This is a genomic window from Streptomyces sp. NPDC005706 (assembly GCF_040631045.1).
Classification (GTDB): domain Bacteria; phylum Actinomycetota; class Actinomycetes; order Streptomycetales; family Streptomycetaceae; genus Streptomyces.
Window position 1 is genome coordinate 66,018 of the sequence record NZ_JBEXYS010000035.1, and the last position, 8,669, is coordinate 74,686.

At 68.3% G+C, this 8,669-nt stretch carries 6 protein-coding genes and 2 pseudogenes; 4 read left to right on the plus strand and 4 right to left on the minus strand.

Annotation, left to right across the window (positions count from 1 at the left end):
• Positions 1 to 72: 72 nt before the first annotated feature.
• Positions 73 to 249 (plus strand): annotated as a pseudogene (locus tag ABZ478_RS34060) (ABC transporter ATP-binding protein); the annotation flags it as partial.
• 193 nt (positions 250 to 442) lie between these two features.
• On the opposite strand, the gene ABZ478_RS34065 reads toward ABZ478_RS34060, so the two are convergent.
• From ABZ478_RS34065 to ABZ478_RS34080, 4 genes are all read right to left on the minus strand, one after another.
• Entirely contained in the window at positions 443 to 1,480 is a 1,038-nt protein-coding gene (locus ABZ478_RS34065; protein ID WP_359555681.1) for a LacI family DNA-binding transcriptional regulator, read from the minus strand.
• A 91-nt stretch (positions 1,481 to 1,571) separates the two neighbouring features.
• Complete coding sequence (locus ABZ478_RS34070) at positions 1,572 to 2,402, minus strand: ATP-binding cassette domain-containing protein (RefSeq protein ID WP_359555684.1); 831 nt, start codon at positions 2,400 to 2,402, stop codon at positions 1,572 to 1,574.
• The gene (locus tag ABZ478_RS34075; protein ID WP_359555686.1) at positions 2,399 to 3,412 is read right to left on the minus strand and encodes an ABC transporter permease; all 1,014 of its coding nucleotides are present in this window, start codon (positions 3,410 to 3,412) and stop codon (positions 2,399 to 2,401) included. The genes ABZ478_RS34070 and ABZ478_RS34075 overlap by 4 nt, the downstream gene beginning before the upstream one ends.
• 140 nt (positions 3,413 to 3,552) lie before the next feature.
• Positions 3,553 to 4,575, minus strand: coding sequence for a sugar ABC transporter substrate-binding protein (locus tag ABZ478_RS34080; protein WP_359555688.1), 1,023 nt, complete (start codon positions 4,573 to 4,575; stop codon positions 3,553 to 3,555).
• Positions 4,576 to 5,219: 644 nt separating this feature from the next.
• On the opposite strand from ABZ478_RS34080, the gene ABZ478_RS34085 reads away from it, so the two are divergent.
• The 3 genes and pseudogenes from ABZ478_RS34085 to ABZ478_RS34095 all read left to right on the plus strand — a co-directional run.
• Positions 5,220 to 7,781, plus strand: a complete 2,562-nt coding sequence (locus tag ABZ478_RS34085) for a GH32 C-terminal domain-containing protein (RefSeq protein ID WP_359555691.1) — start codon at positions 5,220 to 5,222, stop codon at positions 7,779 to 7,781.
• Positions 7,782 to 7,816: 35 nt separating this feature from the next.
• A complete protein-coding gene (locus tag ABZ478_RS34090) occupies positions 7,817 to 8,110 on the plus strand; it encodes an antibiotic biosynthesis monooxygenase family protein (RefSeq protein ID WP_359555694.1) in 294 nt (97 codons plus the stop codon).
• 2 nt (positions 8,111 to 8,112) lie between these two features.
• Positions 8,113 to 8,325, plus strand: a pseudogene (locus ABZ478_RS34095) (transcriptional regulator); the annotation flags it as partial.
• Between the last annotated feature and the right edge of the window lie 344 nt (positions 8,326 to 8,669).

Genomic DNA, 8,669 nt, shown 5'->3' on the forward strand with positions numbered 1-8,669 from the left:
GACCGTTCACTCCCGTGCCTGATGCTGCTGGTGGCGCGCCCGGCGGGGTGCGCCTGGCGACCACGGTGCCACTGCTCCGGGGCCCTGTACCGCCGCCCGGGACTGCTCATCCTTGACGAGCCGACTTCCCAAATGGGCTCGTGCGGTGAACACCAGATCTTCGAGCAGATCAAAGCCATCGCCGCCGACCGCATCACCATCGCGGTCACCCACCGCCTGGAGAACACCAAGATCGTCGACCACATCATCCGCGCCCGCTTGAGGCGGTGGACACGAGACCGTGGTGGAGTGATCCGTAACCTCCAGCGTCTGCTCGCCCCTGCGTCCCAGCCGCCGCCACACCGCCGCGTCCGCGCCGTGGCGTGGGACCATTCGTGGCCGCCGACCGGCTGGAGAGGGAGAACGACCGGCTGGACAGGGAGAAAAGAGGTAAGCGGGCTTGTTACCCCTCCTGCAGCAGCTGCGAGGCGGGCTGCTGCTCCCCCGACCCGCGCACGATCAGTCGGGTAGGGACGGTGATGGTGCGGACGCGGGAGCGGTCGCCGTCGAGGCGGGCCAGGGCAGTGGTCGCGGCTGCTCTGCCGATTTCTTCGGGGTCCTGGGCGACGACGGTCAGGGCCGGTTCGAGTGCCTCGGCGAGCGGGACGTCGTCGAAGGCGACGAGGGCCACGTCCTTGCGTTTGGTGCGGGCGAGTTCGGTAACGACCCCCAGGGCGACGATGTTGTTGCCTGCGAACAGGGCGGTGGGGGGATCGGCCAGGCTCAGCAGCTCGGCGGTGGCGATGGCGGCCCCATGCTGGTCGTGCGCGTTGGTGAGCAGGGAACGGTCGTAGGAGAGGCCAGCTTCGCCGAGCGCCGCACGGTATCCGGCCAGGCGCTCGCGGCGGGTGTAGAGCTTGGCGGGGAGATCGCCGACGAAGCCGATGCGCCGGTGGCCGTGGTTGATCAGGTGGGTGACGCCGGCCTGGGCGCCGGCTCGGTTGGAGCTGACGACGCTGTCCGTGGACAGGCCCACCCCAGGCCGGTCAAGAAAGACGACGGGCAGGCCCGTTGCGCGGTGGGGCCTGAGGTGGGCGTGGTCGGCGCCGACGGACGGCACGACCATCAGGACGCTGACGCGGCGGGCAAGGAACTTGTCCGTCAACGCGCGTTCGCGGTCCGGGTCGTCCGCGGAGGAGCCCATGAGCAGGGTGAGGCCGCGGTCGCGGACGGTGTCCTCGATGCTGCGGGCCACGGCGCCGAAGAAGGGGTTGCCGAGGTCGGGGATGACCAGCCCTATGGTGGTGTCGGGTCCGCCGACGCGGATGTTGCGTGCCATAAGGTTCGGCTGGAAGCCGAGCCTGGCCACGGCGGCGAGCACCTGCTCCCGGGTCTTGGCTGATGCGGGGCCGTCCTCGTTGAGGACGCGGGAGACCGTCTTGGCGCTGACGCCCACTTCCCGGGCCACGTCTGCGAGGGTGGGGCGGCGGTTCGCTGCCATGGAGTAAACAGTCTCCCCTGCTCGTCGGTTCCGGCCGCGGTGGCACGGTGTGTCGCCCCGGCCGGCCGGAACCCATGAGTTTGGTCGTAGGTCAGTTGGCCTTGACTCCCGCGGCCTTCGCCGCCTGGGAGTCCGCTACGACGGTACCTCCCGCCTCATCGACGGTGAGCGCTCCGGTCATGATGGCAACGACTTCGGCCATGGAGTAGTCGGAAGGCTTGATCACGGCCGCGCGCTTGCCGAGGCGGTGGACGTGGATGCGGTCGGCGATCTCGAAGACGTGCGGCATGTTGTGGCTGATCAGGACCACCGGCATGCCCTTGTCCCGGACGCGGCGGATGAGGTCGAGGACCTGTCCGGACTCCTTGACGCCGAGGGCGGCGGTGGGTTCGTCCATGACGACGACGCTGCGGGCCCAGGCGACGGACCGGGCGACCGCGACGGCCTGCCGCTGCCCGCCGGAGAGGGTCTCGACCGCCTGGTTCAGCGAGCGCAGCCCGATCTTCAGGTCGGCCATGTGCTCGGCGGCCTCCTGACGCATGCGCTTCTTGTCCAGCATGCGGAAGACGCTTCCCAGGACGCCGGGTCGGAGCAGTTCGCGTCCCAGGAACATGTTCGAGGCGATGTCCATGGAAGCGGCCACGGCGAGGTCCTGGTAGACCGTCTCGATACCGTGGGCGCGGGCGCTTTGCGGTCCGGAGAAGGTGATGGGCTGGTCGTTGAGACGGATCTCGCCGGCGTCGGGGGTCAGTGCGCCGGTGAGAGCCTTGATCAGGCTGGTCTTTCCGGCGCCGTTGTCGCCGATGACGGCGAGGACCTCGCCGGGCATCAGGTCGAAGTCGGCGCCGTCGATGGCGGTGACGTGTCCGTACCGCTTGACCAGGCCGCGGGCCTGCAGCACTGGGGTGGTGGTCGCGGTCATCGTGCCTTCTTCCGGGAGATCTGGTCGACGGTGACCGCCAGGATCACCAGGACGCCGGTGATGAGCGTCTGGTAGATCGAGGCGACGCCCATCAGCTGCAGGCCGTTGCGGAACACACCGACGATGAGGACGCCGATGAAGGTGCCCAGGACCGAGCCGCGGCCGCCGAAGAGGCTGGTGCCGCCGAGGACGACGGCGGTGATGCTGTCGAGGTTGTCGGTCTGGCCGGCCTGGGGGTCGCCGACTCCGGTGCGGGAGATGAGCAGGAGGGCGGCGATGCCGTAGAGCAGACCCGCCACGGTATAGACGCCGATGGTCAGGCGGGAGGTGCGGATGCCGTTCAGCCGTGCCGCTTCGGGGCTGTTGCCGAGCGCGTAAAGGTGCCGGCCCCATCCGGTGCTGCTCAGGGTGTAGGCGAGGAGGAGGAACAGGCCGATGGTGACCAGCGAGCCGTAGGTGATGTCGGTGTTGCCGAGCGGGAAGGTCTTCCCAAGAGCTGTCAGGGGTCCGGGCAGGTTGGTGACGGTCTGTTCTTCGGAGTAGATGTGGGTCAGTGCGAACGCCACGTTGAGCATGCCGAGGGTGACGATGAACGGCGGCAGCGGGATCTTCTGCACCAGCGCTCCGTTGAGCAGCCCGAAGCCGCTGCAGACGACCAGGCCGAGCGCGATGGCGGCGAGCGGGGGCAGGGAGCCCTCGGCGGCCATTTTGGCGATCATGATGTTACCGAACGCCATCACGGCCCCGCATGACAGGTCAATGCCCGCGGTGAGGATGATCAGGGTCTGGCCGATGGCGAGGGTGCCTACGACCATGACCTGCTGCACGATCAGCGAGAAGTTCCCGCCGGTGAGGAACTGGTCGGTCGAGAGCGAGAAGAAGGCGCAGGCCAGGAGAAGGGCGACCAGCGGGCCGGTGGTGGGCTGCGTGAGCAGTCTGCGGGCCGTGCTCGGTGCGGTGAGCCCGGCGTACGGCTTGGACGTGTCCGGGGGCGTGGTCGTGGCTGTCATGCGAAGTCCTTGTCGGAAGACAGATGTCCTTGTGCGTCCGCGTCGGAGGACAGGGGAACAAGGGGGCGGCCGTCCCCGGTCAGGGAAGGAGGGACGGCCGCCGCGCGGGGTCGGGCGGTGTCGTACGGTTCGGGGGCGGCTCAGCCCCAGCAGTTCTCCAGGCCGTAGCCGGTGTCCTTGGCCGTGACGCCGGCCTGCGTCTTGTCGGTGATCAGGGTGACGCCGGTGTCGGTGTAGCCCGACGCCTTCTTGCCGTCCTTGGCGTACGTCACGACGGCCTTGACGCCCTCGGCGGCCATCTTCAGCGGGTATTGCTGCGACGTCGCGGCGATCTTGCCGTCCTTGACCGCCTGTGTCCCGGTGCAGCCGCCGTCGACGGAGACGATCAGTACGTCCTTCTCGCGTCCCTTGGCCTTCAGCGCGGTCCAGGCGCCCAGCGCGGCGGGCTCGTTGATGGTGTAGACGACGTTGATGTCCGGCTCCTTCTGGAGGCAGTTCTCCATCGCCGTCTGGCCCTTGGCCTGGTCGCCGCCGGTGTCGTGGGAACAGACGACGGAGGAGTCGCCCTCCTTGATGCCGAAGCCCTTCAGGAAGCCGTCGTGGCGCTGGACGCCGACGGACACGCCGGGCGCGAGATCGAGGGTGGCTATCTTGGCGGCCTTGCCCTTCATGGCGGTCTTGGCGTATGCGCCGATCAGCTCGCCGGCCTTGAGGTTGTCGGTGGCGAAGAGGGCGTCGACCGCGCTCTGCGGGTCGGTCGGTGTGTCCAGCGCGATGACCAGGACGCCCTTGGCCTTGGCCTTCTCGATGGCCGGCACGATGGCCTTGGAGTCGCTCGGGGCGATCAGGATGCCCTTCACGCCGGAGGCGACCATGTTCTCGATGGCGGTGACCTGGCCGGCGTTGTCCCCGTCGAACTTGCCGGCCGCGGTCATGAGCTTGACGCCCTCGGCCTTCGCCTCCTTCTCCGCGCCCTCCTTCATCTTCACGAAGAACGGGTTGGTGTCCGTCTTGGTGATCAGGCCGACCTTGACGTCGCCCGAACCGGTGCTGGACGAGTCCGATCCGGAGCCGGAACCGCAGGCCGTCAGGGTGAGCGCCGCGACTCCCGTGAAAGCGGCGGCTCTGAGGAGTGAGGAGGACAGGCGGGTGGGGCGAGACATGTTCGACTCCTGAGGGATAGCGAGCGGCACGGGGCGGGATCAGGACACATGCCGCCCGGGATGTCAGCGTTGACTTATGTCATCGTTGACACTGCTTGCCGAGGATGATGGACTCCGGCTCCCGGCAACGTCAATGCCTTGCGCGAGACACAAGTCCGTAACGGCCGCGGCGGATGCCCGGTCCGTGCCCGCTTCCCCGCCCGTGCGTTCACAGAGAAGAGCCGCCCATGAGCAGCCCACGCCGGATCACCGTCCTGGGAGAGTGCGTCGCGGACGCGTTCACCGAACCGACGGGCACCTCGAGCGAACTCGCGCCGGTTCGCTGCCCGGGTTGCGGCCCTGACCTGCTCGGTTGCCGGTCCGAATCCGCCGCTGCACAGCCAGTTGGAGCAGCTCGCCACTGCCGGCCGAGCATGAGGTACGGGGGTAGCGGTTGCAGGTGACCTGGCGCCCGGACTGTTGACGCGTTGGCCGGATTGCCCCCATCATCGGGCCACTCGATGTCATCGATGACACAAGTCAACGATGTAACTTCCTTGTCGGGCGCCGTGGACGTCGGCGCTCGGCGGGGCGTCAACTCTCGGCTGGTTCCGCGCCGATGCAGCAGGCTCCGCTACGCGGACAGCCGCAGCACAGGAGACACCATGAGCTCTGGACGTATGTCCCGGCAGGCCCGCACACGGATGATCGCGGCGGTGGCAACCGTCTGCGCCCTATCCGCGGCCCCGCTCGCCCCTCAGGCCCTGGCCGCCGACACCCGGCCGTACTCCGAAACCTACCGGCCCCAGTTCCACTTCACCCCGCAGAAGAACTGGATGAACGATCCGAACGGTCTGGTGTATTACCAGGGCGAATACCACCTGTTCTACCAGTACAACCCCAACGGCAACTCCTGGGGCGACATGTCCTGGGGACACGCGGTGAGCAAGGACCTCGTGCACTGGAAGGAGCTGCCGCTCTCCCTGTCGCACGACGACCAGGAGATGGTGTTCTCCGGCAGCGCGGTCGTCGACTGGAACAACACCACCGGGTTCGGCACGAAGAAGAACCCGCCCATGGTGGCGATCTACACCAGCGCCTACAAGAACGGCGGCAAGCAGGCCCAGTCGCTCGCCTACAGCACCGACCTCGGCCGCACCTGGACCAAGTACCAGGGCAATCCCGTACTCGACATCGGCTCTGGCGAGTTCCGCGACCCCAAGGTCCAGTGGTACGCACCCACGAAGAGCTGGCTGATGACCGTGTCGCTGTCCACCGAGCACAAGGTGCGGTTCTACTCGTCCAAGAACCTCAAGGACTGGGACCTGCTCAGCGAGTTCGGCCCGGCCGGCGCGACCGGCGGCGTGTGGGAGTGCCCCGACCTGTTCCCCCTCGCGGTCGACGGAGACCCGCACCACATCAAGTGGGTCCTCGTCGTCAACATCAACCCCGGCGGCATCGCAGGCGGTTCAGCCGCCCAGTACTTCATCGGCGACTTCGACGGCACGACGTTCACCGCCGAGGACAAGGGCACCTACACGCCGCCCACCGGGAAAGTCGTGCAGGACTTCGAGGACACCGGCTTCGGGACTTGGACGGCCACCGGCACCGCGTTCGGCGATGGAGCGTCGGCCGGGGCAGTGGTCGGGCAGGGCACCATCGACGGCTTCAACGGCAAGGGCCTCGCCAACAGCTTCCACTCGGGTGACGGCGCCACGGGCACCCTCACCTCCCCCGCATTCACCGTCGACAGCCCCTACCTGAACTTCAAGGTCGGCGGCGGACGCCACCCACACGAACCGGGAACCGTCCTGGAGCAGGGACCGCCGCCCGCAGGCACGGTCCTCGCCGACTTCGAAGGCGGCAGCTACGGCGACTGGACGAAGACCGGAGACGCCTTCGGCGCCGCACCCGCCACGGGCACCCTCCCCGGCCAGCAGGAAGTCTCCGGATTCCGGGGCAGCGGCCTGGTCAACACCTTCCTGAACGGCGACTCCACCACCGGCGCGCTCACCTCACCCGAATTCATCCTCGACAAGAAGCACATCAACTTCCTCATCGGCGGCGGCCATCACCCCACCGGCGCCGACGAACCCACCGCCGTAGAACTCCTCGTCGACGGCCACACCGTGCGCAGCGCCACGGGAGGGGACGCCGAGGCCCTCAACTGGGCTTCCTGGGACGTCAGCGACCTCGCCGGCAAGAAGGCGCAGATCAGGATCGTCGACGACAACATCGGCGGCTGGGGTCACATCAACGTCGACCACATCATGCTGTCCGATACCAAGGCCCAGCCCGTCTCCCAGGAGACGTCCGTCGACCTGATCGTCGACGGCCAGGTCGTGCGCAGCGCCACCGGCTCCAACAGCGAGACCCTCGACTGGGCTTCCTTCGACCTGCGCCCCTACGCCGGCAAGAAGGCCCAGATCCAGATCGTCGACAGGAACACCGCCGGCTGGGGCCACATCCTGGCCGACCAGTTCACCGCCGCCGACAAGCCCGCCACGTCCGCCCTGCAGCGCGCCGACTGGGCCGACTACGGCAAGGACTACTACGCGGCGATGTCCTGGGAGAACGCGCCCGGCGGCAAGCGCTACATGATCGGCTGGATGAACAACTGGGACTACGGCGGTGCCATCCCCACCTCCCCCTGGCGGGGCGCACAGAGCACCCCCCGGGAGATGGCCCTGCGCACCGTCGACGGCCGCATCCGCCTGACCAGCAGGCCGGTGAACAGCCTGAAGTCCCTGCGGCAGGAGCCCCCGGCGACCGCGGCCGGCATCACCGTCACGAGCACCACCAAGCCCCTGGCCGGCCCCGCAGCCAAGGGCAAGGCACTCGACATCGAGGCCACCTTCTCCCTCAAGGACGCCGAACGCTTCGGCCTGAAGGTGCGCACCGGCGCCGCGGGCGAGGAGACACTCATCGGCTACGACACCACGACGCAGGAGCTGTACGTCGACCGCACCCGCTCCGGCGCCGTGGACTTCAACAGCTCCTTCCCCGGCGTCCAGCGAGCCCCCCTCGAGGCGAAGGACGGCAAGGTGAAGCTGCGGATCCTTCTCGACTGGTCGTCCGTCGAGGTGTTCGGCGGCAGCGGCGAAGCAGTGATCACCGACCAGATCTTCCCCGACCCCGCCAGTCAGGGAGTGCAGGTCTTCGCCGAGAACGGCTCGGTGAAGCTGGAGCGAGCCCATATCTGGCACCTCGGCTCCTACCGCGACTGACCCTCACACCGGGCCCGACCGAAGGACATCACACCGTGAACAAGACCCTGCTCGCCGAGTTCACCGCACGCGAGGGAGCGCAGGACGAGGTCGCCGGCCTCATCCGGAACTACGCCGAGAAGGTGCGCGAGGAGGACGGCAACCTGGCCTTCTACGTCTACACCAAGGCGTCCAACCCGCGCGCCTACTGGATCTTCGAGACGTACCGGGACGAGTACGCCTTCCAAGCCCACCTGAAGGCTCCCTACGGCGGCCCCTTCAATGCCGCCCTCGCCCCGCTGATCGAGGAGGACGCCTCAGTGCTGACCTTCCTCGATCCGCTAGTCTGACCGTCGCCCGCGGCCTGAGCCGCAGCCGCAGCACAGTAATCGGCCTGGTCACGGACGAGATCGCCTCGTCCCCGTTCGCGGGCCGGCTGCTGCGGGGCGCGATGGAGACCGCCTGGGCCAGCGGGCACCCAATCGTGACCGTCGACTTCGGCGGTGACCCGGACAAGGAGGATGCGGCCGTCGCCGAACTCCTCGGCCGCCGCGTGGACAGCATCCCTGTCCTGTAGTCGACGCCCTGGCACTGGCCGGGCCCCAGCGCCGAGGAGTAAGCGCCCGCCATGGCGCTGCCCGCGAAGGCCACGGCACCGCGCAGCAGGGCTGTGGCACAGGTGGCTCCGTCGATACGAGCGAGCAGACCGGCTCTTGTACAGGCGCCGGCCCAAGGGGTGCCCGCATGGACGCGGCCTGACAGCTGGTGGGCCCTCCCCCGTTAGGGGAGGGCCCGCCCGTCGGACGCCGGCCTTAGACGTCATCTCATTTGGCTGAGTAGGCTGCTGGCTGTGGTGGGGATTGTTGAGCGGCTGGTGCCGGATGAGTTGTGGGAGCTGTTTCAGCGGGT

Bases quoted from the DNA above. Each gene is read 5' to 3' on its own strand.
- ABZ478_RS34065 (WP_359555681.1), bottom strand. From the start codon at position 1,480: ATGGCAGCGAACCGCCGCCCCACCCTCGCAGACGTGGCCCGGGAAGTG.
- ABZ478_RS34070 (WP_359555684.1), bottom strand. From the start codon at position 2,402: ATGACCGCGACCACCACCCCAGTGCTGCAGGCCCGCGGCCTGGTCAAG.
- ABZ478_RS34075 (WP_359555686.1), bottom strand. From the start codon at position 3,412: ATGACAGCCACGACCACGCCCCCGGACACGTCCAAGCCGTACGCCGGG.
- ABZ478_RS34080 (WP_359555688.1), bottom strand. From the start codon at position 4,575: ATGTCTCGCCCCACCCGCCTGTCCTCCTCACTCCTCAGAGCCGCCGCT.
- ABZ478_RS34085 (WP_359555691.1), top strand. From the start codon at position 5,220: ATGAGCTCTGGACGTATGTCCCGGCAGGCCCGCACACGGATGATCGCG.